Source organism: Streptomyces maremycinicus, from assembly GCF_001184025.1.
In the GTDB taxonomy this organism is placed as follows: domain Bacteria; phylum Actinomycetota; class Actinomycetes; order Streptomycetales; family Streptomycetaceae; genus Streptomyces; species Streptomyces maremycinicus.
In genome coordinates this window covers 104,917-129,951 of the sequence record NZ_BBYG01000017.1, presented here as the reverse complement: position 1 = coordinate 129,951, position 25,035 = coordinate 104,917, and the positions used below count along the sequence as shown (strand labels likewise).

Annotated in this window: 21 protein-coding genes; 17 read left to right on the top strand and 4 right to left on the bottom strand. The window is 71.5% G+C overall.

The genetic code is table 11. The features are described from left to right. The first annotated feature begins 87 nt into the window (after positions 1-87). On the top strand, positions 88-915 hold the full coding sequence (locus AOQ37_RS26065) for a methyltransferase (RefSeq protein WP_062647448.1): 828 nt from the start codon (positions 88-90) through the stop codon (positions 913-915). 276 nt (positions 916-1,191) lie between these two features. Then, positions 1,192-1,605 carry an SCO2097 family morphological protein gene (locus tag AOQ37_RS26060; RefSeq protein WP_062647446.1) on the top strand — a complete coding sequence of 138 codons (414 nt, stop codon included), beginning with the start codon at positions 1,192-1,194 and terminating at the stop codon, positions 1,603-1,605. Between the two features lie 497 nt (positions 1,606-2,102). Here AOQ37_RS26060 and AOQ37_RS26055 read toward each other — a convergent pair whose 3' ends face one another. The 4 genes from AOQ37_RS26055 to AOQ37_RS26040 form a co-directional block, all read right to left on the bottom strand. After that, on the bottom strand, positions 2,103-4,616 hold the full coding sequence (locus AOQ37_RS26055; RefSeq protein ID WP_062647445.1) for a transglutaminase TgpA family protein: 2,514 nt from the start codon (positions 4,614-4,616) through the stop codon (positions 2,103-2,105). Further along, positions 4,613-5,995 (bottom strand): DUF58 domain-containing protein, encoded by a 1,383-nt coding sequence (locus AOQ37_RS26050; protein WP_062647443.1) that lies wholly within the window; start codon positions 5,993-5,995, stop codon positions 4,613-4,615. The genes AOQ37_RS26055 and AOQ37_RS26050 overlap by 4 nt, the downstream gene beginning before the upstream one ends. Continuing rightward, positions 5,995-7,029: an AAA family ATPase gene (locus AOQ37_RS26045; RefSeq protein WP_062647442.1), complete on the bottom strand. Its 1,035-nt coding sequence runs from the start codon at positions 7,027-7,029 to the stop codon at positions 5,995-5,997. The genes AOQ37_RS26050 and AOQ37_RS26045 overlap by 1 nt, the downstream gene beginning before the upstream one ends. Before the next feature lie 270 nt (positions 7,030-7,299). Continuing rightward, complete coding sequence (locus tag AOQ37_RS26040) at positions 7,300-7,908, bottom strand: beta-class carbonic anhydrase (RefSeq protein ID WP_199825086.1); 609 nt, start codon at positions 7,906-7,908, stop codon at positions 7,300-7,302. Positions 7,909-8,167: 259 nt separating this feature from the next. Here AOQ37_RS26040 and rsmH point away from each other — a divergent pair, with 259 nt between their 5' ends. The 15 genes from rsmH to AOQ37_RS25965 all read left to right on the top strand — a co-directional run bounded on the left by rsmH (position 8,168) and on the right by AOQ37_RS25965 (position 24,999). After that, the gene (gene rsmH, locus AOQ37_RS26035) at positions 8,168-9,124 is read left to right on the top strand and encodes a 16S rRNA (cytosine(1402)-N(4))-methyltransferase RsmH (RefSeq protein ID WP_078890361.1); all 957 of its coding nucleotides are present in this window, start codon (positions 8,168-8,170) and stop codon (positions 9,122-9,124) included. 55 nt (positions 9,125-9,179) lie between these two features. Continuing rightward, entirely contained in the window at positions 9,180-9,734 is a 555-nt protein-coding gene (gene ftsL / locus AOQ37_RS26030; protein ID WP_062647436.1) for a cell division protein FtsL, read from the top strand. Between the two features lie 5 nt (positions 9,735-9,739). Continuing rightward, complete coding sequence (locus tag AOQ37_RS26025; protein WP_304956784.1) at positions 9,740-11,707, top strand: peptidoglycan D,D-transpeptidase FtsI family protein; 1,968 nt, start codon at positions 9,740-9,742, stop codon at positions 11,705-11,707. Positions 11,708-11,862: 155 nt separating this feature from the next. Continuing rightward, positions 11,863-13,539 carry a UDP-N-acetylmuramoyl-L-alanyl-D-glutamate--2,6-diaminopimelate ligase gene (locus tag AOQ37_RS26020; protein WP_374701543.1) on the top strand — a complete coding sequence of 559 codons (1,677 nt, stop codon included), beginning with the start codon at positions 11,863-11,865 and terminating at the stop codon, positions 13,537-13,539. Between the two features lie 4 nt (positions 13,540-13,543). Beyond that, positions 13,544-14,959 carry a UDP-N-acetylmuramoyl-tripeptide--D-alanyl-D-alanine ligase gene (locus AOQ37_RS26015; RefSeq protein WP_062647432.1) on the top strand — a complete coding sequence of 472 codons (1,416 nt, stop codon included), beginning with the start codon at positions 13,544-13,546 and terminating at the stop codon, positions 14,957-14,959. After that, on the top strand, positions 14,956-16,029 hold the full coding sequence (gene mraY / locus AOQ37_RS26010) for a phospho-N-acetylmuramoyl-pentapeptide-transferase (RefSeq protein ID WP_020129934.1): 1,074 nt from the start codon (positions 14,956-14,958) through the stop codon (positions 16,027-16,029). The genes AOQ37_RS26015 and mraY overlap by 4 nt, the downstream gene beginning before the upstream one ends. Then, positions 16,011-17,438 carry a UDP-N-acetylmuramoyl-L-alanine--D-glutamate ligase gene (murD, locus tag AOQ37_RS26005; RefSeq protein WP_062647430.1) on the top strand — a complete coding sequence of 476 codons (1,428 nt, stop codon included), beginning with the start codon at positions 16,011-16,013 and terminating at the stop codon, positions 17,436-17,438. Before mraY ends, murD begins: the two co-directional genes overlap by 19 nt. 108 nt (positions 17,439-17,546) lie before the next feature. Then, positions 17,547-18,911, top strand: a complete 1,365-nt coding sequence (gene ftsW / locus AOQ37_RS26000) for a putative lipid II flippase FtsW (protein WP_062647428.1) — start codon at positions 17,547-17,549, stop codon at positions 18,909-18,911. 6 nt (positions 18,912-18,917) lie between these two features. Further along, complete coding sequence (gene murG, locus AOQ37_RS25995; RefSeq protein ID WP_028806861.1) at positions 18,918-20,015, top strand: undecaprenyldiphospho-muramoylpentapeptide beta-N-acetylglucosaminyltransferase; 1,098 nt, start codon at positions 18,918-18,920, stop codon at positions 20,013-20,015. 142 nt (positions 20,016-20,157) lie between these two features. Next, positions 20,158-20,952: a cell division protein FtsQ/DivIB gene (locus tag AOQ37_RS25990; RefSeq protein ID WP_062647426.1), complete on the top strand. Its 795-nt coding sequence runs from the start codon at positions 20,158-20,160 to the stop codon at positions 20,950-20,952. Between the two features lie 277 nt (positions 20,953-21,229). Next, entirely contained in the window at positions 21,230-22,432 is a 1,203-nt protein-coding gene (gene ftsZ, locus AOQ37_RS25985; protein ID WP_062647424.1) for a cell division protein FtsZ, read from the top strand. Beyond that, complete coding sequence (gene pgeF, locus AOQ37_RS25980) at positions 22,429-23,166, top strand: peptidoglycan editing factor PgeF (RefSeq protein ID WP_062647422.1); 738 nt, start codon at positions 22,429-22,431, stop codon at positions 23,164-23,166. Before ftsZ ends, pgeF begins: the two co-directional genes overlap by 4 nt. Next, a complete protein-coding gene (locus AOQ37_RS25975; protein ID WP_062647421.1) occupies positions 23,163-23,882 on the top strand; it encodes a YggS family pyridoxal phosphate-dependent enzyme in 720 nt (239 codons plus the stop codon). Before pgeF ends, AOQ37_RS25975 begins: the two co-directional genes overlap by 4 nt. Positions 23,883-24,010: 128 nt before the next feature. Then, a complete protein-coding gene (locus AOQ37_RS25970; protein ID WP_062647419.1) occupies positions 24,011-24,652 on the top strand; it encodes a cell division protein SepF in 642 nt (213 codons plus the stop codon). A gap of 62 nt (positions 24,653-24,714) precedes the next feature. Next, positions 24,715-24,999 (top strand): YggT family protein, encoded by a 285-nt coding sequence (locus AOQ37_RS25965; RefSeq protein WP_020129925.1) that lies wholly within the window; start codon positions 24,715-24,717, stop codon positions 24,997-24,999. Positions 25,000-25,035: the final 36 nt, after the last annotated feature.

Genomic DNA, 25,035 nt, shown 5'->3' with positions numbered 1-25,035 from the left:
TTCCCGGGCCGGGTCGGACCGGGCCGGGAGGGCAGCCCGTTCGCTCCGCCGCGCAAGAGGCGGTGCCGCGCCGAGGAGTCAACTGCCGTGTCGGACCCGATGCGCCCGCCCGCCTCCCACCCCAGCCCGCACCCGACGCCGCTACGCTCCGACCCCCCTCGGCCCCGCGCCGCCCTGCGCACGGCCGTGGTCTGGGAGGTCCTCCAGGACGCCCTGGAGCGCCGGGTCAAGGCGACCGGGCGTGAGTCGCTCGACGTCCTCGACACCGGTGGCGGCAGCGGCAACTTCGCGGTGCCCGTCGCCCTCCTCGGACACCGGGTCACCGTCGTCGACCCCAGCCCCAACGCCCTGTTCGCCCTGGAGCGCCGGACCGCCGAGGCCGGCGTCGCCGATCGCGTGAAGGGCGTCCAGGGCGACGCCCACGGACTCTTCGACGTGGTCGAGCGCGGCGGCTACGACGCGGTCCTGTGCCACGGAGTCCTGGAGTACGTGGACGACCCGGCCGAGGGTGTCCGCAACGCGGTGGCCGCGCTGCGCTCCGAGGGCGTCCTCAGCCTGCTCGCCGCCGGTCTCGGCGGGGCCGTGCTGGCGCGCGCCCTGGCCGGCCGCTTCAAGGAGGCCCGGCAGGCGCTCACCGGCCCGGACGGCCGCTGGGGCGAGGGCGACCCCGTGCCGCGCCGTTTCACCGCCGAGCAGCTCACCACGCTGGTCGAGGGCGCGGGGCTGCGCGTCGGGTCGGTGCACGGCGTACGGGTCTTCGCCGACCTCGTCCCCGGTGTGCTCGTGGACACCGAGCCCGGCGCGATGGAGGCCCTGCTCAAGCTCGAGGAGGCCGCCGCCGAACTCGCCGCCTTCCACTCCGTGGCGACCCAGCTTCACGTGCTGGGGGAGACGCGAGGGGCCGACGGGGCCTGAGCGGCACCTGAGACGCACCGCTGATCAGGGCCTTGGCCGCGCATGGAGTACGCCACAGGCCCCCCGTTCGGGCGCGGTGCGCCGTATGATCGAGGGAGACCGCCCGGCATGACGGGTCGGCTCCTGGGGAATGGACACCTCAGCGGGCCGAGACGTCCATGGCGGGCTCCGGTTGGCCAATTGGCGTAGAGGGGCGGGTTTCACGGGGGCGATTCCCTGCCTATCCTGAAGGGACCCCCCGGGTCGCCCCGGCGACTGCACGATGAGGAGGACTCCGTGCCGCTCTCGGAGCACGAGCAGCGCATGCTCGAGCAGATGGAGCGAGCGCTGTACGCCGAAGATCCCAAGTTCGCGTCGGCGCTCGAGGGAAGCGGGCTGCGTACGTACACCCGGCGGCGGGTCTACCAGGCGGTCGTGGGCTTCCTCGTGGGTATCGCGCTCCTCATGGCCGGTATGGTCGCCAAGCAGGTCTGGCTGAGCGTGGTGGGCTTCCTCGTCATGCTGGGCTGCGCGGTTCTCGCCGTGACCGGCTGGCGCAAGGCTCCCAAGCCGGGTGAGCAACCCGCGGCCGGAGCCGCGGGAGCCCCGGGCACCGCGCGCGGTCGTGGTCAGGGTCGGCAGAAGCGCTCCATGATGGACCGGATCGAGCAGCGCTGGCAGCGCCGCCGTGACGAGCAGGGCGGTCACTGACACCGCGGTTCCCCCCGCATGCACCCCATGCTGAAGAAACGTTGAGGGGCGACCACCCGGCCGGGTGGTCGCCCCTCGAGTCATGCCGTCACCGCCGCACCGCCGCACCTTCCCCGCCTGCGCGGGGCACCTGCGGCCCCCTCGCACGGCGGCCCCCCTCACGCGGCCGCACGACGGCTGCCCGACCCACCGGCTCGCCCCGCGCCCGCCCTGCGCCCGGGCCGCGCGCTCGCCCTGCGCCTGCGCTCGCCCTGCGTCCACCCCGCGCCCGGGCCCGGGCCCGCCAAGCGCCCGGGCCGCGCGCTCGCCCTGCGTCCGGGACCGCCCCGCGCCCGGGCGCCGCGCTCGCTCTGCGGCCCGGGCCCGTGCTCGCCCCGCGTCCGTGCTCGCCCCGCGCCCGGGCCCGCCCTGGGCCCGGCCTGTGCTCGGTCTCCGCTCAGGATCGGCTCGGGCCGGGCTCGGCTCCGCCTGGAACCCGGCCCGGCCCCGGCCCTTCGTCAGCCGCCCTGCTGCTGACCCTGTTGCCCGGACGGGCGCCGCACGAGGCTGGCCAGACGGGCCGCCCAGGACGCCTTGAGGGCCGTCCAGCGGTCGTTGAGGTCCCAGATCGCGCGGATGGCCGAACGCGGCGCCACGACCGCCCGTACACGCGTGGTCCAGCTGACGCGCTCGCGCAGCGCTCCCCGTACCTTGCGCACATCGTCGGCCAGGCCGGTCTCCGCCCTCGGCTCCGGGGCGAACAGCACCTGCTCCACGGCGCCGGCGACCCGGTGCACCGAACGGCCCACCGTCTCGTCCAGCTCGCCGATCCGGATGATCCGGGCCGCGGCCCGCCGCGGGGTCAGCGCGTCGTCCGGCTCGATGCCGTAGTCCCAGGCCGTGTCGGTGAGCTCACGCCACACCGCCAGCACATGCCCGACGGCCGCCGCACCCGCCTCCTGCGGCGGTACGTCCAGCAGGACGGCGGGGACGGGATCGCCCGGCCGCCGGCCGCCTCCGCCCGCCTTGCCCGGCCCCGGGGGCGTCCCGGCGGGCGCGGACGCGGAGTGCTGGGCGGACGCCAGCCGCACCGAACGCCGTCTGAGCCGCCACAGCATCGGCAGCAGCGGCAGGGCCAGGCCCGCCGCCCCCAGCAGCGTCCACCCGGCGATCGTGTACCAGGGGGTGCCGGCGCCGTCCTGCTCCGTCGGGTCCAGCGGCAGCGCGGCCGCGCAGCCCTCGATCTTCTTGTCCTGGGCCGAGCAGCTGGTGCTCGCCGAGGGCTCGGTCGAAGGCGCGGCGTCCGCCGAGCGCGAGGCCTGCGGCAGGTCGGGCACGGTTTCGCCAGAACTGTCCGGCAGCGTGTACGTGGGCGTCGTGCCACGGGTCGGGGTCGGCTCGAAACGGGTCCAGCCGACGCCCTCGAAGTAGAGCTCCGGCCAGGCGTGCGCGTCCTTCAGGCCGATCGCCACCGAACCGTCCGCCTGCGGGGAACCCGGCGCGAAGCCCACCGCGACCCGTGCCGGTATGCCCAGCGTGCGGGCCATCGCGGCCATCGCGAACGAGAAGTGGACGCAGAAGCCCTGCTTGTCCTTCAGGAAGCGGGCGATCGCGTTGGGGCCGCTGCCGACCTCGACCTCGGTGTCGTACTCGAAGCCGCCCGTCACCGCGAAGTAGTCCTGGAGCGCGACGGCCTTCTCGTAGTCGCCGGCGGCGCCCTTGGTGACCTCCCTGGCCTGCTGTGCCACCACCGCCGGGAGGGAGTCCGGGACCTTGGTGTAGGTGCTCCGTACGGAGCCGGGCGCCTCGGTCGCCGAAGCGAGCTGCTCCGCCGTCGGCTGTACGTCGAGGCTCGTCACCTGGTACGTCTTGCCGTTGGTCTTCTGGCCGTGGTCGCCGACCAGGGTCATGCCGACCGGCTCGTACCGCCAGTTGCCCTTGATCTGGACACTGCTGGGCGGGTACGGCATCGGCAGCCAGTCCTGGCCGTAACCGGCGGCGGCCGCGATCCGGGTGGTGACCTCCGTGCGCTTGACGTCCTGGCCCAGACCGGTGGGCGAGGGGAACTCGTCCGGCACGGCGATGATGTGACGCTTCGCCGGCTTCCAGGTGGTGCCGTCGAAGTCGTCCAGCGACACGATCCGCAGGTACAGGTCCGAGATGTTGCTGGTGGTGGTGCGCAGGGTCAGGACCGTGCGGTCCTCGTCGACGTTCAGGCTGTCGCGCAGCGACACCAGCGGGTTGACCGCGGAGATCGTGCCCCCGCTGCCGTTGCCCGCGCCGACGCCGGTGCCCGCCCCGTCCAGCAGCCCACCCTGTATCGCGGGCAGCGGCAGGAGCGGCACCACGAGGGCGACACCCAGCGCCGCCATGCCGATGCGGCGGCCGGTGCGCACCGGGGCCACCGGGCCGGGCTGCCCGCCCGGACCGCGTGGCGCCCCGCCGAAGACCCGGCCCCACTGCGAGAGCCGCTCCCGGCCCTCTGCCAGAAGCAGCATCAGATAGCCGGCCGCGGCGACCAGGAACCACAGCCAGTCGGTGACCCCTTCGGACAGACCCGCGGCGACCGAGTACAGCGCCAGCAGCGGCAGGCCGGCCGGGGCCGCGTTGCGGTAGGTCACCGCCAGGGTGTCCACCGCCAGCCCGATCACCAGCACGCCGCCGATCACCATCAGCCGGATGCCGGCGGACAGCGGGGCCGGGATCGCGTAGCGCCCCACGTCGTCGGTGCCCGCCTGGAGCAGATCACCGAAGTGGCGGAAGGCCTCCGGGCCGGGGACCAGGCCGGCGAGTGCGTACTCCCGGGCGAAGATCAGGGTCAGCAGGACCAGCGTGACCAGGGCCTGGGCGACCACGGTCAGTGGCCGGGCCAGCGGCACCCGCCGGGTCGCCGCGCCCACCCCGGACTGGACGGCCAGCAGGAACACCGCTTGGAGGAGCCAGGTGGCCGGGGTGACGAGGGGCAGCAGGGCGCACGCGGCCATCAGTGTCGCCGCCGCCGAGCACAGCGTCAGTCGAGCCCTCCCGCTCATGACCGTCCCTCCCCGCCGTTCGTCCCGCTCGCCGTCATCACGCCCGCCCGCTCGCGGTCCGCCTGACGCCACAGCTCGTTCAGCGAAGCGCCCCGCGGCACGCTCAAAGCCGTCCAGCCCGCCTCGCGCAGCATCCGCAGCCGCTCCTCCTGCCCGTTCATCGGATCGGGGGCGCCGTTCGGTTCACGGCCCCGGCCGTCGCCGTCCAGCAGGAAGGCGACCGCGCCTCCGCTGCGCTGGCGCATCTTCGCGGCCACCGCCGCCTGCTCCTCGTCGAGATCGCCGAGGAAGGCCACCAGCAGTCCCTCGTTGCCGCCGCGCAGCACGTCGTACGCCCGGGACAGGCCGGTGCCGTCGGAGTGGTCGACGACCGCGAGGGTGTCCATCATCAGCCCGGCCGCGTCGGCCGACTCCTGGCTCGCGCCGGCGAACCCGTCGGAGCCCTCACCGGGCACCGAGTTGCCGGTGTCCGTCAGCAACCGCACCGAGAAGCCCCGCTCCAGCATGTGCACCAGCACGGACGCGGCGCCCGAGACGGCCCATTCGAAGGCGGAGTCGGGCCCCGCGCCCTGGTAGGCGAGGCCCCGGGTGTCCAGCAGGACCGTGCAGCGGGAACGCTGCGGCTGCTCCTCGCGGCGCACCATCAGCTCGCCGTAGCGGGCCGTCAGGCGCCAGTGCACCCGGCGCAGGTCGTCGCCGTAGCGGTAGCCGCGCGGGATCACGTCGTCCTCGCCGGCCAGCGCCAGCGCGCGCAGCCGCCCGTCGCCGTACCCCTTGGCCTCGCCGCTCAGGCGCACCGGGGACAGCGGCTCCACGCGCGGGATGACCGTCAGCGTGTCGTAGGTGGAGAAGGCCCTGGTGAGTTCGCACATGCCGAAGGGATCGCTCAGGCGCAGCTGGAGCGGGCCCAGCGGGTAGCGGCCGCGCAGGTCGGAGCGGACCCGGTAGGACACCTCGCGGCGGCCGCCGGCCTCGACCCGGTCCAGGACGAAGCGGGGACGCGGCCCGAGCACGTACGGCACCCGGTCCTGGAGCATCAGCAGACCGGTGGGCAGCCGCGAGACGTTGTCCATCCGCAAGTGGACCCGGGCCTCGCTGCCGGCGGGCACCCGCGCGGGAGCGAGCCGGCGGCTGCCGGCCACCCGGTAGCGGGTGCGGTAGACGACGGCCGCGCAGATCAGCGGCAGCGCGGCCAGCAGCAGCCCGACCCGCAGCAGGTCGGGCTGTCCGAGCACGTAGGCGCAGATGGCCGCGGCGACACCGGCGGCCAGGAAGGAGCGGCCGCGGGTGGTCAGACCGGCCAGGGCCGTGCGGGCGCCGCCCTTCTCGCTCTTCTCCCCGTGGGCCGTGGACGGCTGCCCGGGCCCCCCGGTGGTCATCACAGCCTCCGCGGCTGCTGCTGGCCGTACGCCTGTGTGCCGTGGCCCAGTCCGTACCCGTGCTGCTGGGGGGTCGCGGGCACCGAGGTGCGCTGGATGATCTCCTCGACGACCTGCTCCGCGGTGCGGCGGTTGAGCTGCGCCTGCGCGGTGGGCAGCAGACGGTGGGCCAGGACGGCCACGGCGAGGTTCTGCACGTCGTCAGGGAGGGCGTAGTCCCGGCCGCTGAGGGCGGCGGTCGCCTTGGCCGCGCGCACCAGGTGCAGCGTGGCGCGCGGGGAGGCGCCGAGTCTGAGGTCCGGGTGGGTGCGGGTGGCGGAGACCAGGTCGACCGCGTAGCGGCGGACCGAGTCGGCCACGTGGACCCCGCGGACGGCGTCGATCAGCTTCACGATCTCGTGGGCGTGCGCGACCGGCTGGAGGTCGTCCAGCGGGCTGACCCCGCCGTGCACGTCGAGCATCTGGAGTTCGGCCTCGGGGCTCGGGTAGCCGATGGAGACACGGGCCATGAAACGGTCGCGCTGGGCCTCGGGCAGCGGGTAGGTGCCCTCCATCTCGACCGGGTTCTGGGTGGCCACCACCATGAACGGACTGGGCAGCTCGTAGGTCGTGCCGTCGATGGTGACCTGGCGCTCCTCCAGTGACTCCAGGAGCGCCGACTGCGTCTTCGGAGAGGCGCGGTTGATCTCGTCGCCGATCACGATCTGCGAGAAGATCGCGCCCGGCTTGAACTCGAATTCCCGGCGCTGCTGGTCCCAGATGGACACCCCGGTGATGTCCGAGGGCAGCAGGTCGGGCGTGAACTGGATACGGCGCACGGAGCAGTCGATGGACTTCGCCAGCGCCTTGGCGAGCATGGTCTTGCCGACGCCCGGCACGTCCTCGATCAGCAGATGCCCCTCGGCGAGGAGCACGGTCAGCGAAAGCCGTACGACCTCGGGCTTGCCCTCGATCACTCCCTCCACCGAACTGCGGACACGCTCCACAGTGGCGGTCAGATCTGTGAGGCTCGCTCGCTCGTCATAGGTCGTCACCCGGCCCTCCTCGGCCCAAAACTTTCTCCGGGCCGACGCTCTGTGCGGCAAACCGGCCCACCCCGAATCACGGACGCCGTGCACGAACTGCTCAGCGTGACGTCACACCCGCATTCTTGCTGCCGTTACCGATTCGTGTCACTCGCCTGTGGACAACTGTCCGCGTTATGTCGGTGTTATGACTATTTGGGCATCCGGGGTGGGGAAATCAACAGCGAAACGACAGCGAGGGACGGCGTCCGTGAACGGTCGCACTGGGCCGATGGGCGGCTATGCGGGGTCGATCTCGCGCAGCAGGCCGGTCTTCACGTCGAACACGAAGCCCCGCACGTCGTCGGTGTGCACCAGGAACGGAGAGGTGCGCACCCGCTGCATCGACTGCCGTACGTCCTGGTCGACGTCCCGGAAGGCCTCCACCGCCCAGGCCGGACGCTGGCCGACGGCCATCTCCAGCTCGTTGCGGAAGTCCTCGGTGATCGCCTCGAGGCCACAGCCGGTGTGGTGGATGAGGACGACACTGCGCGTCCCCAGCTTGCGCTGGCTGATGGTGAGCGAGCGGATCACGTCGTCGGTGACCACGCCGCCTGCGTTGCGGATCGTGTGGCAGTCGCCGAGCTCCAGGCCCAGCGCCGCGTGCAGGTCGAGGCGGGCGTCCATGCAGGCCACGACCGCGACGTGCAGGACGGGGCGGGCGTCCATGCCGGGGTCGGAGAAGGCGGCCGCGTACCGCTTGTTCGCCTCCACGAGGCGGTCGGTGACAGTGCCCTGCGTTATGGCGGCTTCGGGCCGCGCGGGAACCGATGCAGAAGTCGTCATACCTATGACGGTACTGGTCACGAGCGTTCCGGGCCTGCTGTGAGAACGGAAAAAGAGCGTCATCACGTGCTCTTTGTGAGGTAAGCCACAGAGGAGGCGGGCAGGAGCGTCCCACCGGGCCGCGCCGCGCAGGCCGGTTGATTGACCGCGAGACGGCGTGGACTAAAGTGACGCGAAGCGGGAGGCGACGATCTCCCTGCTGGACTGAACCCGTGAGACCCCGGCCGGCCGCCGGAGATCTCCCCGCGGCGCCGGCAGGCCTTCCCTTCCTCAGGGGCGGGGACCCGGCGGTGCGTACCCCCGCCGGATCTGAGAGGGCCCCTTGAGCCAGAGTCGACACGTCCCGGTGATGCTCCAGCGGTGCCTGGACCTGTTGGCCCCCGCTCTCCAGCAGCCGGGCTCGGTGGTGGTCGACTGCACGCTCGGCCTCGGCGGCCACAGCGAGGCGCTGCTGACCCGCTTTCCCGAGGCCCGGCTCGTCGCCCTCGACCGTGACAAGGAGGCGCTGCGCCTCTCCGGCGAGCGCCTCGCCCCGTTCGGCGACCGCGCCACCCTCGTGCACGCCGTCTACGACGAGCTGCCCGAGGTACTGGACCGGCTCGGCATCGCGCGCGTGCAGGGCGTCCTGTTCGACCTCGGCGTCTCCTCCATGCAGCTCGACGAGGCCGACCGCGGCTTCGCCTACGCCCAGGACGCCCCGCTCGACATGCGGATGGACCAGACAACCGGGGTCAGCGCCGCCGAGGTCCTCAACACCTACCCGCCCGGTGAACTCGTGCGGATCCTGCGGGCGTACGGCGAGGAGAAGCAGGCCAAGCGGATCGTCTCCGCGGTGGTGCGCGAGCGCGACAAGGAGCCGTTCACCAACAGCGCGCGGCTCGTCGAGCTGATCCGCAACGCCCTTCCCCAGGCGGCCAAGCGCACCGGCGGCAACCCGGCCAAGCGCACCTTCCAGGCGCTGCGCATCGAGGTCAACGGCGAACTCTCCGTCCTGGAGCGGGCGATCCCGGCCGCGGTGGAGGCGATCGACGTGGGAGGGCGGATCGCCGTCCTGTCGTACCACTCGCTCGAGGACCGGCTCGTGAAGCAGGTGTTCGCGGCCGGCGCCGCCACCACCGCGCCGCCCGGACTGCCCGTCGTCCCCGAGCGTTACCAGCCCCGGCTCAAGCTGCTGACCCGTGGTGCCGAACTTCCCACCGAGGAAGAGGTCGCCGAGAACCGGCGCGCCGCCCCGGCGCGCCTGCGCGGGGCCGAGCGGATCAGGGAGTCCATCGAATGACGGGCGACGACGGGCGTGAGCCGAGGGTCCGGAACTCCGACCCGAAGGAGGCCGAGTGAGCAGGAAACCCGAACTGAAGGGGAGGGCGGCCCGGCTCGCTCGGCTCTTCCCGACCGGCCCGCGGCAGGCGGCCCGTACCCCGTTCGTCCTCCTCGTCGTCCTCCTCCTGGGCGGCGGCCTCATCGGACTGCTGGTGCTGAACTCCGCGCTCAGCGAGGGCTCGTTCAAGATGGACGACCTCCAGAAGGACACCAAGAGCCTCACCGACGAGGAGCAGGCGCTCCAGCGGGACATCGACTCCTACTCCGCCCCCGACGCCCTCCAGCGCCGCGCGCGTGAACTCGGCATGGTGCCGGGCGGGGACCCGGCCTTCCTGAACCCGGACGGCACCGTGAAGGGCGTCCCCTCGCCCGCCGCCGAGCAGTCGCTCCAGGACGCGCCCGCCGCCGTCCGGCCGCCGGAGGCCCTCCTGCTCTCCCAGACGCTCCAGGGGGCGCCGTCCCCCTCGGCGTCCACGCCGGGCACCCTCTCCGGCCCCGCCGACCCGACCGAGCCCCCGGCTGCGGGCGCCGCCCCGACCGAAGCCATCCCCGAGACCCCCGGCAGGTGACGGAAGTGTCCGACAGGGAACCGCCGCGCCGGCGCGTGCCCGGCCCCGCCCGGCCCTCCCGCCCCGGGTCCGCCCAGCGGCGGCCGGGCCCCGGCGCCCGTCCCGCCCGCCGCCCGGGCGCACCCGCGCCCCGCCCCGCGGCCCCGCGGGCCATCCGGCTCGGCAGCCCCCGGCCCCGCCTGCGGATGGTCGGCCTCGCGCTGACCCTGGTGCTGATCGCCTTCGTCGTCCGTCTCCTCCAGGTGCAGGCCGTGGACGCGAGCACCTACGCCGCCAAGGCCGAGCAGAACCGGTACGTCGGCCAGGTGCTGCCCGCCGTGCGCGGCGAGATCACCGACCGCACCGGCGTGGCCTTCGCGAGCAGTGTGGACGCCTACGACATCACGGCCGACCCCACGATGTTCACGCGCCGCCAGCTGAAGATCGGTGACGGCCCCGAGCAGGCGGCCGCCCTCCTCGCGCCGATCCTCGGCCAGGAGCAGTCCGCGCTCGTCAGGAAACTGCGGCCGAAGGACGCGAGCCTGCGGTACGTCAAACTGGCCGGCCGGCAGACCCCGCAGGTCTGGAAGCAGATCAAGGACCTGAGGACCGCGCTGTCCGCCAAGGCGGAGACGGACAGCTCCACCGTCAACGTCCTCGCCGGCGTCTTCTCCGTCCCCAGCAGCAAGCGCGTGTACCCCAACGGGAACCTCGCCGCCGGGATACTGGGCTGGGTCAACGCCGACGGCAAGGGCGGCGGCGGTGTCGAGCAGCAGTTGGACGCGACCCTGTCCGGCACGGACGGCAAGATCCGCTACGCCCAGTCCGGCGGCCGTCAGGTGCCCACCGTGGGCTCCACCGAGACCCCCGCGGTGCCCGGCTCCGACGTCGAGCTGACGATCGACCGGGACATCCAGTGGGCCGCGCAGAACGCCATCACCGAGCAGGTGGAGAAGTCCCGGGCGGACCGCGGCTACGTCATCGTCCAGGACAACCGCACCGGCGAGATCCTCGCCATGGCCAACTCGCCCGGCTTCGACCCCAACGACCTCTCGCGGGCCGACTCCGCGGACATGGGCAACGCCTCCGTCCAGGACGCCTACGAACCCGGCTCCACGGCCAAGGTCATGTCGATGGCCGCCGTGCTGGAGGAGAACGCCGCCACACCGCTGACGCACGTCACCGTGCCCAACCGGCTGCACCGCGGCGACCGGCTCTTCCAGGACGACATCGACCACCCCACCTGGTACCTCACGCTCAACGGGGTGCTCGCCAAGTCCAGCAACATCGGCACCATCCTGGCCACCGGCCAGCTCGGCAAGACGCAGGCCCAGGCCAACCAGGTGCTCTACTCCTACCTGCGCAAGTTCGGCATCGGCAGCCACACCGGACTCGGCTTCCCCGGCGAGACGAAGGGCATCCTGGCCCAGCCCGGCGCGTGGTCGACCTCGCAGCAGTACACGATCCCCTTCGGCCAGGGCATGTCGCTGAACGCGCTCCAGGCGGCCTCCGTGTACTCGACGATCGCCAACGGCGGCGTGCGGGTCGAGCCCACCCTGGTGCGCGGCACGAAGGGCCCGGACGGACGCTTCACCCCCGCCGAGGCACCCGCCAGGAGCCGTGTCGTCAGCCAGAAGACGGCGAAGACCCTCGCCCAGATGCTGGAGTCCGTCGTGGACGACCAGGAGGGCACCGGCGCCAAGGCGCGCATCCCCGGCTACCGCGTCGCGGGCAAGACGGGTACCGCCAACCGGGTGGATCCGGCCACCGGCACCTACAAGGGATACACCTCCTCGTTCGCCGGGTTCGCGCCCGCCGACAATCCCCGGGTCACCGTGTACTGCGCCATCCAGAACGCCACCGAGGGCAGTTACTTCGGCGGCCAGATCTGCGGGCCCGTCTTCAAGCAGGTCATGGAGTTCTCCCTGAAGACCCTCCAGATCCCGCCGACCGGCGCCAAGGCCGCGAGCCTCCCGGTCAGCTTCACCCCCTGACCCCCTGACCCCCTGACCCCCTGACCCTCCGCCCCCCTGCCCCCCTGCCCCCTGACCGTCCCGCATCCCTGCCCCGCCCGACCGTCCCCCACCCCCCCGCCTCCGACCTCCCCGCCCCGTCACTGTTCAGCGCCGAACAAGCCAGGAACCAGCCCGTGACCATGATCACTCCCGACCCCGGGACCCCCGCACAGCCCGCATCGCCGTCCGCGGTCCCGCCCTCGCTTCGCCCGCAGGCGGGTACGCCCGGTACGCTCACCGCCGTGCCACACGCTGATCAGTCCCGAACCACTCAGAAGGGCGCTTCCGTGACATATCCGGGACCGCCGCGACCGGCCCAGGTCTCCGCCACACCCCTCGCGGAGCTCGCCGATCAGCTGGGTGCCGAGCAGCCGGGAAGCGCCGCCGTCGAGGTCACGGGCATCACCCATGACTCGCGCGCGGTCCGCCCCGGCGACCTGTACGCCGCCCTGCCGGGCGCCCGCCTGCACGGCGCCGACTTCGTCACCCAGGCCGCGGGCCTGGGCGCGGTCGCCGTCCTGACCGACCCGACCGGCGCGGACCGCGCCGCCGCGACCGGCCTGCCGGTCCTGGTGGCCGCCGACCCGCGCGGACGGATGGGCGCACTGGCGGCCACGATCTACGGCGAACCGGGCCGCGATCTGCTCCAGATCGGCATCACCGGTACCTCCGGCAAGACCACCACCGCGTATCTCATCGAGGGCGGCCTCAAGCCGGTCAGGTCCACCGGACTGATCGGCACCGTCGAGATGCGCATCGGCGACGAGCGGATCAGGTCCGAGCGCACCACCCCCGAAGCCACCGACCTCCAGGCGCTGTTCGCGGTCATGCGCGAGCGCGGTGTCGAGGCGGTCGCCATGGAGGTCTCCAGCCACGCCCTGGTCCTCGGCCGGGTCGACGGCTGTGTCTTCGACATCGCCGTCTTCAACAACCTCAGCCCGGAGCACATGGAGTTCCACTCCGGCATGGAGGACTACTTCCAGGCCAAGGCGCAGCTGTTCACCCGGAAACGCAGCAAACTCGGCGTGGTCAACTTCGACGACGAGTACGGCCGCCGGCTGATCCGCGAGGCGGAGGTCCCGGTCGTCAGCTTCTCCGCCGAGGGCCACCCGGACGCCGACTGGCGCGCGGTCGACGTCGAGATCGGCCCGCTGGACTCGACGTTCACCGTGCTGGGCCCGGACGGCGTGCGGGTGGCCGCCAGGTCTCCGCTGCCGGGCTCCTTCAACGTGGCGAACACCCTGGCCGCGATCGTCTCCCTCGCCGCCGCCGGCATCGACCCGCGGACCGCCGCCGACGGTGTCGCCGCGGTGCCGGGCGTGCCGGGCCGGCTGGAGCGGGTGGACGCCGGGCAGCCCTACCTCGCCGTCGTCGACTACGCGCACAAGACGGACGCCGTCGAATCGGTCCTGAAGGCGCTGCGCAGGGTCACCAAGGGACGGCTGCACGTCGTCCTCGGCTGCGGCGGCGACCGCGACCGCACCAAGCGCGTCCCGATGGGCGCCGCAGTGGCCCGGCTCGCCGACACCGCCGTACTGACCTCCGACAACCCCCGCTCCGAGGACCCCCTCGCGATCCTCGCGACCATGCTCGAGGGCGCGGCGTCGGTGCCCGCCCACGAGCGCGGCGACGTCCTGCTGTTCGAGGACCGGGCCGCCGCGATCGCCGCGGTCGTCGCCCGCGCGCACGCGGGGGACACCGTGCTGGTCGCGGGCAAGGGCCATGAGCAGGGCCAGGACATCGCCGGGGTGGTCCGTCCGTTCGACGACCGCCAGGTGCTTCGCGAAGCTATCCAGCAGACCCAGGGATGAACTTGTGATCGCCCTCTCCCTCGCCGAGATCGCAGCAGTCGTCGGCGGGCAGACGCACGACATACCGGATCCGTCCGCGGAAGTCACCGGACCGGTCGTCCGGGACTCCCGTGACGTGGTGCCCGGCAGCCTCTTCGTCGCCTTCGTCGGCGAACGCGTGGACGGCCACGACTACGCGGCCGCGGTCGTCGAGGCGGGTGCGGCGGCCGTACTGGCCTCCCGCCCCGTCGGCGTCCCCGCGATCGTCGTGGACGACGTCCAGACGGCGCTGGGCGCCCTCGCCCGGCACGTCGTGCACAGGCTGGGCGCGACCCTCGTCGCGCTCACCGGCTCGGCCGGCAAGACCAGCACCAAGGACCTCATCGCGCAGGTCCTGCGGCGCAAGGCGCCCACCGTCTTCACACCGGGCTCCCTCAACAACGAGATCGGGCTGCCGCTGACCGCCCTGTCGGCGACCGAGGAGACGAAGTTCCTCGTGCTCGAGATGGGTGCCCGCGGGATCGGTCACATCCGCTACCTCGCCGATCTGACGCCCCCGAGGATCGGCCTCGTGCTCAACGTCGGCACCGCCCACATCGGTGAGTTCGGCGGCCGCGAACAGATCGCACAGGCAAAGGGCGAGCTCGTCGAGAGCCTGCCGCCGGCCGCCGAGGGCGGCACCGCGATCCTCAACGCCGACGACCCGTTGGTACGGGCCATGGCCTCCCGTACGAAGGCGAAGGTGGTCTTTTTCGGAGAGTCCGGCGAAGCGGACGTTCGGGCCGAGAACGTGCGACTCACGGACAGCGGACAGCCCGCCTTCAGCCTTCACACACCCTCCGGGTGCAGCGACGTGACCATGCGCCTGTACGGTGAGCACCACGTGTCGAACGCGCTCGCAGCGGCCGCCGTCGCCCATGAGCTGGGCATGTCCGCGGAAGAGATCGCCACCGCGCTCTCCGAGGCGGGCTCCCTCTCCCGCTGGCGGATGGAGGTCACCGAGCGCCCGGACGGTGTGACGATCGTCAACGACGCCTACAACGCGAACCCCGAGTCCATGCGAGCCGCTCTGCGCGCGCTCGCGGCCATGGGCAAGGGGGGCCGGACGTGGGCGGTGCTCGGCAAGATGGCCGAGCTCGGGGACGAGGCGCTCGCCGAGCACGACGCGGTCGGACGGCTCGCCGTCCGGCTCAATGTCGGCAAGCTCGTCGCGGTCGGGGGCAGGGAAGCCGCCTGGCTGCAACTGGGCGCATATAACGAGGGTTCGTGGGGTGAGGAGTCGGTGCACGTGTCCGACGCACAGGCGGCGGTCGACCTGTTGCGCAGCGAGTTGCGCCCGGGGGACGTCGTACTCGTGAAGGCGTCCCGTTCGGTCGGCCTCGAGAGCGTCGCGCAGGCGTTGCTCGCGACCGGCACCGAGGGTGAGGTCGCCGCCCGATGATGAATCAGATCCTGTTCGCGGGTGTGATCGGCCTCTTCCTGACGCTGGTCGGAACGCCGCTGCTGATCAAGCTGCTGGCGCGCAAGGGCTACGGCCAGTACATCCGCGACGACGGCCCGCGCGAGCACGCCAGCAAGCGCGGTACGCCGACGATGGGCGGCATCGCCTTCATCTTCGCGACGATCGCCGCGTACTTCCTGTCCAAGGTGATCACCGGCAAGCCCCCGACCTACTCGGGTCTGCTGGTGCTCGGCCTGATGACGGGCATGGGTCTGGTCGGCTTCCTCGACGACTACATCAAGATCGTCAAGCGGCGTTCGCTGGGTCTGCGGGCCAAGGCGAAGATGGCCGGACAGCTGATCGTCGGTATCGCCTTCGCGGTGCTCTCGCTCCAGTTCTCCGACTCGCGCGGCAACACCCCGGCCTCCACGAAGCTGTCGTTCATCACGGACTTCGGCTGGACGATCGGCCCGGTGCTGTTCGTCGTCTGGGCGCTGTTCATGATCCTCGCGATGTCCAACGGCGTGAACCTGACGGACGGTCTGGACGGCCTCGCCACCGGCGCCTCCGTCCTCGTCTTCGGCGCCTACACCTTCATCGGCGTCTGGCAGTTCCAGGAGTCCTGCGCCAACGGCGAGACCCTGACCAACCCCAGCGCCTGCTACGAGGTGCGCGATCCACTGGACCTCGCGGTCATCGCGTCCGCGCTGATGGGCGCCTGCCTCGGCTTCCTGTGGTGGAACACCTCGCCGGCCAAGATCTTCATGGGCGACACCGGTTCGCTGGCGCTCGGCGGCGTGCTCGCGGGTCTCGCGATCTGCTCCCGCACCGAGCTGCTGATCGCCCTCCTGGGCGGCCTGTTCGTGCTGATCACCATGTCGGTGGTCATCCAGGTCGGCTCCTTCAAGCTCACCGGCAAGCGGGTCTTCCGGATGGCGCCACTCCAGCACCACTTCGAACTCAAGGGCTGGTCCGAAGTCCTGGTGGTGGTCCGTTTCTGGATCATCCAGGGCATCTGTGTGATCGTCGGACTGGGCATCTTCTACGCGGGATGGGCAGCGGACAAGTGACCGACTGGCAGGGGAAGAACGTCACCGTCGCCGGGCTCGGCGTCTCCGGCATCCCGGCGGCCAAGGTGTTGCACGGGCTCGGCGCGCAGGTCACCGTCGTCAACGACGGCGACGACGCACGGGCGCGGGAGCAGGCCGCCGAGCTGGAGGCACTGGGCGTCACCGTGCGCCTCGGTGACGGGGCGACCCTGCCCGAGGGCACCGAACTCGTCGTCACCGCACCCGGCTGGAAGCCCGACAAGCCGCTGTTCACGGCGGCCCACGAGGCGGGAGTGCCGGTCTGGGGCGACGTCGAACTCGCCTGGCGGCTCAGGGAACTGGGCGGCAGGAAGGCCGCGCCCTGGCTGTGCGTCACCGGCACCAACGGCAAGACGACGACCACCCGGATGCTGGCCTCCATCCTGACGGCGGCCGGCCTGCGCACGGCGGCCGTCGGCAACATCGGCGTCTCCCTGCTGGACGCCGTCCTCGGCGAGGAGCCGTACGACGTCCTCGCGGTCGAGCTCTCCAGCTACCAGCTGCACTGGGCGCCCTCGCTGCGCGCCCACTCCGCCACCGTCCTGAACCTCGCCCCCGACCACCTCGACTGGCACGGCTCCATGGAGGCGTACGCCAAGGACAAGGGCCGTGTCTACGAGGGCAATCGGGTCGCCTGCGTCTACAACGTCGCCGACAAGGCCACCGAGGACCTGGTGCGGGAGGCGGACGTCGAGGAGGGCTGCCGGGCCATCGGCTTCACCCTCGCCGCTCCCGCGCCGTCCCAACTCGGCGTCGTGGACGGCATCCTGGTCGACCGCGCCTTCGTCGAGAACCGGCAGCAGAACGCGCAGGAGCTCGCCGAGGTCTCCGACGTGAACCCGCCCGCCCCGCACAACATCGCCAACGCCCTTGCCGCGGCGGCCCTCGCGCGCGCCTTCGGGGTGCCCGCCAAGGCAGTGCGGGACGGCCTGCGGGCCTTCACGCCGGACGCCCACCGCATCGCGCACGTGGCGGACGTGGACGGCGTCGCGTACGTCGACGACTCCAAGGCGACCAACACGCACGCGGCGGAAGCCTCGTTGGCGGCCTACGAGTCGATCGTGTGGATCGCCGGCGGACTGGCTAAGGGCGCCACCTTCGACGAGCTGGTCGCCAAGTCGGCGAAGCGGCTTCGCGCGGTGGTGCTCATCGGCGCCGATCGCGCCCTGATCCGTGAAGCCCTGACGCGACACGCCCCGGAAGTACCCGTCGTCGACCTCGACCGGACGGACACTGGGGCGATGCTCGCGGCTGTCCAGGAGGCCCGGCGCCTCGCCGTCGAAGGCGACACGGTGCTCCTCGCCCCGGCCTGCGCCTCCATGGACATGTTCGTCAACTACAACCAGCGCGGTGACGTGTTCGCCCAGGCGGTTGGCGAACTCGGAACCTGACCCGGCCGCCTGCCGGGCGACCTTGGGAGGGACGCGTGGGACCGTCACGGCCGACGTACGGCGCGGCAGCCGAGCACAGCGGGCGTGCCGCGCACCCGGGAGCAGCCGATGCCCGGTAGCCGTACCGGGCGTCCGCCTGTCCAGCGGACCGTCCGCAGACCCGCCGCGGCCTCCCGCCCGCCCCGCGACAACGCCGTACGGCGGCTCCACACGCGGGCGCAGAAGGCCTGGGACCGGCCGCTGACGGCGTACTACCTGATCTTCGGCGGCAGCCTGCTGATCACGGTCCTGGGCCTCGTGATGGTCTACTCGGCCTCCCAGATCACCGCGCTCCAGATGTCGTTGCCGGGGTCGTTCTTCTTCCGCAAACAGTTCCTGGCCGCCTCCATCGGGGCCGCGCTGCTGCTGGTCGCCTCCCGGATGCCGGTGAAACTGCACCGGGGGCTCGCCTACCCGATCCTCGCGGGCGCCGTCTTCATGATGGCGCTGGTGCAGGTGCCGGGGATAGGGATGTCGGTCAACGGCAACCAGAACTGGATCTCGCTCGGCGGCTCCTTCCAGATCCAGCCCAGCGAGTTCGGCAAGCTCGCGCTGGTGCTGTGGGGTGCCGATCTGCTCGCCCGCAAACAGGACAAGAAACTGCTCGGGCAGTGGAAGCACATGCTGGTGCCGCTGGTCCCGGTCGCGTTCATGCTGCTCGGGCTGATCATGCTCGGCGGCGACATGGGCACGGCGATCATCCTCACCGCGATCCTCTTCGGGCTGCTGTGGCTGGCGGGGGCGCCCACCCGGCTCTTCGTCGGGGTGCTGTCGATCGCCGCCACCCTCGGCGTGATCCTCATCAAGACCAGTCCGAACCGGATGGCCCGCCTCCAGTGCATCGGTGCGACGGATCCCGGCCCCGGCGACGCCTGCTGGCAGGCCGTGCACGGGATCTACGCCCTGGCCTCCGGCGGGATCTTCGGCTCCGGACTCGGTGCGAGTGTGGAGAAATGGGGCCAACTGCCCGAGGCCCACACCGACTTCATCTTCGCCGTCACCGGTGAGGAACTGGGCCTCGCGGGGACGCTGTCGGTGCTCGCCCTGTTCGCGGCTCTAGGCTATGCGGGTATCCGCGTGGCCGGACGCACGGAGGACCCCTTCGTGAGGTATGCCGCGGGAGGCGTGACCACCTGGATCACCGCTCAGGCGGTGATCAACATCGGTGCGGTGCTCGGCCTGCTGCCGATCGCCGGCGTCCCGCTCCCGCTGTTCTCCTACGGGGGTTCCGCCCTGCTGCCGACCATGTTCGCCATCGGGTTGCTCATCGCGTTCGCACGCGACGAGCCCGGTGCGCGGGCGGCGCTTGCGATGCGGCACCCCCGCTTTGGTAGAAAGCGGGGGACTGGAGGCTCCGCGTTCGACCGGGGCCCCCGGAGATGGAACACGATGCGACGGCGTGCCTCGGCGGCGCGTTCGTCCGGAGAGCGGTGAATTTCGGTGCATGTCGTACTCGCTGGTGGGGGGACCGCCGGCCACATCGAGCCGGCGCTCGCCCTCGCGGACGCCCTGCGCAGGCAGGACCCCACCGTGGGGATCACGGCCCTGGGTACGGAGCGCGGCCTGGAGACCACGCTCGTTCCCCAGCGGGGCTACGACCTCGCGCTGATCCCCGCCGTGCCGCTGCCGCGCAAGCCCACCCCTGAACTGATCACCGTCCCGGGCCGGCTGCGCGGCACGATCAAGGCCGCCGAGCAGATCCTGGAGCGCACCAAGGCGGACGCCGTCGTCGGCTTCGGCGGGTACGTGGCGCTGCCCGGCTATCTGGCCGCCAAGCGCCTCGGCGTCCCGATCGTGGTCCACGAGGCGAACGCCCGCCCCGGCCTGGCCAACAAGATCGGCTCGCGCTACGCGGCCCGGGTCGCGGTCTCCACGCCCGACAGCAAGCTGCGGGACGCCCGTTACATCGGCATCCCGCTGCGCCGCTCCATCGCCACCCTGGACCGCGCCGCCATGCGTCCCGAGGCGCGGCACATGTTCGGCCTGGACCCCAACCTGCCCACCCTGCTGGTCTCCGGCGGCTCGCAGGGCGCCCGCCGCCTCAACGAGGTGGTCCAGCAGGTCGCGCCCTGGCTCCAGCAGGCCGGTATCCAGATCCTGCACGCGGTCGGTCCGAAGAACGAACTGCCGCAGGTGCAGCAGATGCCGGGGATGCCCCCCTACATCCCGGTACCGTACGTGGACCGGATGGACCTCGCGTACGCCGCCGCCGACATGATGCTCTGCCGCGCGGGCGCGATGACCGTCGCCGAACTCTCCGCCGTCGGGCTTCCGGCCGCCTATGTCCCGCTGCCCATCGGCAACGGCGAACAGCGGCTGAACGCCCAGCCGGTGGTCAAGGCGGGCGGTGGGCTGCTGGTCGACGACGCGGAACTGACCCCGGAATGGGTCCGGGAGACCGTCCTGCCCGTCCTCGCCGACCCGCACCGGCTGTACGAGATGTCCCGCGCCGCCAGCGAGTTCGGCCGCCGGGACGCCGACGAGCTGCTCGTCGGCATGGTGTACGAGGCGATCGCCGCCTCCCGTGCACGACGTTAGGAAACGCGTCGGCGAGTGAGCCGAAGGGACGCGCCGGTGTCGAGCGCCCGAGCACGCTCAGGCCCGAAGGGCCGAGCGGGGCCGGGCACTCGACACCGGCTGCGGTGCCCCGGGGGCGGACGAGCCAGGAAAGGGAGTGTGCGTGGCCGGATCAGCCACCGCCGAACGCGGTGCACGCCAGCAGGAGTCGTCCGGCCCGCCCCTCGTCCGGTGGTTGGGGCCGCGCCGACTTCGTACGATCATCATTCTCGCGCTGGCCGTCGTGCTCCTCGGCGCGGGCACCGGCTGGGTGCTGTACGGCTCGCAGTGGCTGCGCGTGGAGCGGGTCTCCGTGTCCGGCACGAAGGTGCTGACGGCGCAGCAGGTGCGCGAAGCCGCGGCCGTACCGGTCGGATCGCCGTTGGTCTCGGTCGACATCGACGGGATCGAGGCCCGGCTGCGCGGCGAACTGCCCCGCATCCACTCGGTCGACGTGGTGCGTTCATGGCCCGATGGAATCGGCCTGAAAGTGACAGAGCGTACGCCGGTCCTGCTGGTGCAAAAGGGGTCGAAATTCGTGGAGGTGGACGACGAAGGCGTCCGTTTCGCCACGGTGTCCGAGGCCCCGAAAGGCGTCCCGCTACTGGAAATGGCCGCATCCTCGTCCCGTTCGGCCGCCGCGAGTCTGCGCCGGTTCGGCGAGGCCGGGCTGGTGCGGGAGGCGGTGAAGGCCGCCGGTTCCCTGCCCGCCGCCGTCGCGCGGACCACCCGGGTCGTCAAGGTCCGTTCCTACGACGACATCTCGCTGGAGTTGAGCGGCGGCCGCACGGTCGCGTGGGGGAGTGCCGAGAAGGCCGCGGCGAAGGGCCGTACACTCACCGCTCTCATGAAAGCCGCCCCGGCCGCGCGGCACTTCGATGTCAGCGCTCCCACCGCCCCTGCGTCAGCGGGGAGTTGACGCACATCCGCGCAGGCCAGCACCCTGGTTGGGCAGCGACATGGCTGATCACATAGGGTGAAAAGAAAAACGGGAGGTTCGGCGTGTTCGTTGAACGGGCGCCACTTGTCGACTTAGTGTCCTGTTCAGAAGACTCCAAGGAACAGACACACTGGTAACCCTAAACTTCAGCGTTAGGGTTCGGGTCGGCGAAACGGACCGTCCCATTCGGCATCAGTCGTCGGATCACATCACCTGTGAGTCGACGACACGTAACTCGAGGCGAGAGGCCTTCGACGTGGCAGCACCGCAGAACTACCTCGCAGTCATCAAAGTCATCGGTGTCGGCGGCGGTGGTGTCAATGCCATCAACCGGATGATCGAGGTCGGTCTCAAGGGCGTCGAGTTCATCGCCATCAACACCGACGCGCAGGCGCTGTTGATGAGCGACGCAGACGTCAAGCTCGACGTCGGCCGTGAACTCACGCGCGGACTCGGCGCCGGCGCCAACCCGGCCGTGGGCCGCAAGGCGGCCGAGGACCACCGCGAGGAGATCGAGGAGGTCCTCAAGGGGGCCGACATGGTCTTCGTGACGGCCGGCGAGGGAGGCGGCACCGGCACCGGCGGCGCGCCCGTCGTGGCCAACATCGCGCGCAACCTCGGCGCCCTCACCATCGGTGTGGTCACCCGCCCCTTCACCTTCGAGGGCAGGCGCCGCGCCAACCAGGCCGAGGACGGCATCGCGGAACTCCGCGAAGAGGTCGACACCCTCATCGTCATCCCCAACGACCGACTGCTGTCCATCTCGGACCGCCAGGTCTCGGTCCTCGACGCCTTCAAGTCGGCCGACCAGGTCCTGCTCTCCGGTGTCCAGGGCATCACCGACCTGATCACCACCCCGGGTCTGATCAACCTCGACTTCGCCGACGTCAAGTCGGTCATGTCCGAGGCCGGTTCGGCCCTCATGGGCATCGGCTCGGCCCGCGGCGACGACCGCGCGGTGGCCGCCGCCGAGATGGCGATCTCCTCGCCGCTCCTGGAGGCCTCCATCGACGGCGCCCGGGGCGTCCTGCTCTCCATCTCCGGCGGCTCCGACCTCGGCCTGTTCGAGATCAACGAGGCCGCCCAGCTGGTCAGCGAGGCCGCGCACCCCGAGGCCAACATCATCTTCGGCGCGGTCATCGACGACGCGCTCGGCGACGAGGTCCGGGTCACCGTCATCGCGGCCGGCTTCGACGGGGGGCAGCCCCCGGCCCGCCGGGAGACCGTCATGGGCTCGTCCTCGTCCTCGTCCTCGGCACGCCGCGAGGAGCCCACCCCGGTGCGGCAGCCCGAGAGCCGGCCGTCCTTCGGCTCGCTCGGCAGCGTGACCCCCAAGGAGGACCCGCAGCCGGCCCCCGAGCCGGTGGCCGACCTTCCGGTCTCGCCGCCGGTGCCGCCGTCGCGGTCGTACTCGGACAGCGCGGCCGAGGAACTGGACGTGCCGGACTTCCTGAAGTGATAGGACAGCGCGAGAGCGTGAGCGGCGCGCACTTCGCCTTCACCGACCGGTGGGGCGGGGTGAGCGCCGCTCCGTATGAGGAGCTCAACCTCGGCGGAGCGGTCGGCGACGACCCCGACGCCGTACGCACCAACCGTGAGCTGGCGGCCAAGTCGCTGGGCCTGGATGCCGCCCGGGTCGTCTGGATGAACCAGGTGCACGGCAACGACGTCGCCGAGGTCGAAGGACCGTGGACCACCTCGCTCACCCCGCCGGTCGACGGCCTGGTGACCGCGACCCGCGGACTCGCCCTCGCCGTACTCACGGCGGACTGCGTGCCCGTCCTGCTCGCCGACCCCGTCGCCGGAGTGGTCGCGGCCGCCCACGCCGGGCGGCCTGGCATGGTCAAGGGGATCGTGCCGGCCGCCATCGACGCGATGGCGTCGCTCGGCGCCGACCCCTCCCGGATCGTCGCCCGCACCGGACCCGCCGTGTGCGGGCGGTGCTACGAGGTGCCCGACGCGATGCGCGCCGAGGTGGCCTCCGTCGAGCCGGCGGCGAGTGCCGAGACGAGCTGGGGCACTCCCGCCGTCGACGTGGTCGCCGGGGTGCACGCCCAGCTCGACCGGCTCGGGGTGCGCGACCGGGAGCGGTCGCCGGTGTGCACACGGGAGTCGAACGATCACTTCTCGTATCGCCGTGACCGCTCGACGGGGCGACTCGCGGGATATGTCTGGCTGGACCGATGGGCATGACGGACCGTAAGCGTGAACTCGCCGAGAACCTGGCGAAGGTGGAGGAGCGGATCGCCGCCGCGTGCGCGGCCGCGGGCCGCGCACGGGAGGAGGTGACCCTGATCGTGGTCACCAAGACCTACCCGGCGGACGACGTGCGCATCCTGTCGGAACTCGGCGTGCGTCATGTCGCCGAGAACAAGGACCAGGACGCCGCGCCCAAGGCGGCCGAGTGTGCCGAGCTGCCGCTGCGGTGGCACTTCGTCGGCCAGCTCCAGACCAACAAGGTGCGTTCCGTGGTCGGTTACGCGGACGTGGTGCAGTCCGTCGACCGGGCCAGGCTGGTGACGGCCCTGTCGAAGGAGGCCGTGCGGGCCGGACGCGAGGTGGGCTGTCTGCTCCAGGTGGCGCTCGACGCCGGGGCGAGCGGGCGCGGGGAGCGGGGCGGTGTGGCCCCGGGCGGCGTCGAGGAGTTGGCCGCTCTGGTCGCCGGAGCCCCCGGGCTGCGCCTTGACGGACTGATGACCGTCGCACCTCTGACCGGGGAGTACGCCGGGCGCCAACGCGAGGCCTTCGGGCGGTTGATGGATTTGTCGACTGACCTGCGCCGAGCCCATCCGGCTGCGAACATGGTGTCGGCAGGGATGAGTGCGGACCTCGAGGAGGCCGTGGCGGCCGGAGCGACACATGTACGCGTCGGCACTGCGGTACTCGGAGTCCGCCCCAGGCTCGGGTAACGTCGCCAGGAAGTCGGACCACAGCAGAAAATATGGTCATTACCGCCGAAGGGCGGACACAAGGGCCACGTGGATCGCGGGACTTGGCAGTCGAAAGTCGATCCACCACAGAGCGGAGGACTCAGAGAATGGCCGGCGCGATGCGCAAGATGGCGGTCTACCTCGGCCTCGTGGAGGACGATGGGTACGACGGCCGGGGATTCGACCCCGACGACGACTTCGAACCCGAGCTCGACCCGGAGCCCGAGCGGGACCACCGGCGACACGAGCCGTCCCATCAGTCACATGGTACGCATCAGTCCCAAAGGGATGAAGAGGTGCGAATCGTGCAGCCGCCGGCGCCGCGTGAGCCGGTGGCCCGCTCCGCTTCGCTAGGCGCGGAATCCGGGCGTCCGGCGCGGATCGCGCCCGTGGCATCCATCACACAAGAACGTCAGTCCCTGGAGAAGAACGCACCGGTGATCATGCCCAAGGTCGTGTCGGAACGAGAGCCGTACCGGATCACCACGCTTCACCCCCGGACCTACAACGAGGCCCGTACCATCGGGGAACACTTCCGTGAGGGCACCCCGGTGATCATGAATCTGACTGAGATGGATGACACAGACGCGAAGCGACTTGTCGACTTTGCGGCGGGTTTGGTGTTTGGTCTTCACGGCAGCATCGAGCGGGTGACGCAGAAGGTGTTCCTGTTGTCGCCTGCTAACGTCGATGTCACGGCGGAGGACAAGGCCCGCATCGCAGAGGGCGGGTTCTTCAACCAGAGCTGAGACGCTAGGCCGGAAGCAGCAGTACAGAGAAGCAGGGAACAGGGGAGAGGGAAGCACCGAACATGAGCGTGGTCCTGGATGTCGTCTACATCGCGCTGATGGTCTTCCTCATCGTGCTCATCTTCCGGTTGGTCATGGACTACGTCTTCCAGTTCGCCCGCTCATGGCAGCCCGGCAAGGCGATGGTGGTCGTTCTGGAGGCCACCTACACTGTCACCGATCCACCGCTCAAGCTTCTGCGGCGGGTCATCCCGCCGTTGCGTCTCGGGGGCGTGGCGCTCGACCTGTCCTTCTTCGTACTGATGATCATCGTCTACATCCTGATCTCGATCGTGAGCCGGCTGTGAGCGATGTGAACTACCGTCTTGCCGATGCCGACGACT